1 protein-coding gene is annotated in these 1,460 nt (G+C 63.5%); it reads left to right on the top strand.

Translation table 11 applies throughout. From position 1 onward, the window contains the following. The first annotated feature begins 95 nt into the window (after positions 1–95). Positions 96–1,448: a DDE-type integrase/transposase/recombinase gene (locus IEY43_RS17990; protein ID WP_188950397.1), complete on the top strand. Its 1,353-nt coding sequence runs from the start codon at positions 96–98 to the stop codon at positions 1,446–1,448. Positions 1,449–1,460 lie beyond the last annotated feature (12 nt).

Below are 1,460 nucleotides of genomic sequence, written 5' to 3'. Positions count from 1 at the left end.
TGGTAACACTTCACCCGGATCTTTAACCCCCGGAAAAACCACACAGCCCGCCCCACGGCACAAAGCCAAAGGGGCGGGCTGGTGGACTGGTATTCGTGAAAAATGATCCAGTCGACCCGACAATACGCCTTGCCATCGCCCGATGGCCAGACGACGCACCCAGAGGCGCTGTCACCGCGTTCTGCACCGAACACGGCATCAGCCGCAAAACCTTCTACCAAATCCTGAAACGAGCCCGCACCGAAGGGCAAGCCGCAGCGCTGGAACCGCGCTCCCGACGCCCGAAAACCTCACCCAACGCCACGGCCGAGGCGCTGAAAGACCAGGCCGTCGCCATGCGTGAATCCTTGGAAAAATCAGGGTGGGACCACGGCCCGATCAGCGTGCACGACAAGATGTCCAAGCTCGGCATGCAAGCCCCCTCCGTCGCGGTGCTGGCCAGGATCTTCCGCGACCGCGGCCTGATCACCCCGGCCCCGCAGAAACGCCCGCGGTCCTCGTTCCGGTCGTTCCGCTACCCGATGCCCAACGCCTGCTGGCAGCTGGACGCCACCGAGTACGTGTTGGAAGGCGGACGCAAATGCGTGATCTTCCAGCTCATTGACGACCACTCCCGCCTGGCCGTGGCGTCCTTGGTCGCCGAGACGGAGAACGGGGCGGACGCGGTGAAGGTCTTCCGGGCCGGCGTCGCCGCCCGCGGCCTGCCGCAGCGGTTGCTCAGCGACAACGGAGAAGCCCTAAATCCGATCCGCCGAGGCATGACCAGTGAACTGGTCGCCTACGCCAACAGCTTGGGCGTCGCCACAATCACCGGCAAACCGTATAAGCCCACCACGCAGGGGAAGAACGAGAGGTTCCATTCGACCTTGTTCAAATGGCTGAAGAAGCAGCCGTTCGCCAAGGACCTCGCCGAATTGCAGGCCCAAGTGGAGATCTTTGACCAGGCCTACAACACCCAGCGTGGGCATCAGTCCTTGGAAAACCGGTGCACGCCGCAGGAGGCATGGGACGCTACCGAGACGGCGGAGCCGTTGGCTGAAGGTGAATGGGTGAAGCTGAGCACCACCCCTGCCCCCACCATCGCAGAATCGATCCTGGCCACCACACCTGAGGACACCAGCCAGGCTGCGGGCACGACCCCGGAGGCCACGCCCGAACCGGTGAAGCTCAGCGCCACGCTGCGGGCCGAGCGCATGGAGCCTGCCGGCAGCCAGCTGATGCGCGTAAACAAGAACCGGTGCCTGAAGGTGGCCGGCGTCCAGCTCTATCTGGGCAAGCTCCTGCGCTCCACGATGGTGAAGGTTCTCTGGGACCAAGCGGAGCTGATGGTGATCTCGTTGGAGGGTGAGCTGATCGCGAAATACGACTATCCGTTCCCCGCTGGGGTGACGTACCTGAGCTTGCGGCATGCGAAAGAGAAGTTCCAGAACGCGCCTGACGTGGAGTGACTGTCACCGATG

Source organism: Glutamicibacter protophormiae (assembly GCF_014647495.1).
Classification (GTDB): domain Bacteria; phylum Actinomycetota; class Actinomycetes; order Actinomycetales; family Micrococcaceae; genus Glutamicibacter; species Glutamicibacter protophormiae.
This window is presented reverse-complemented; position numbering and strand designations above follow the sequence as displayed.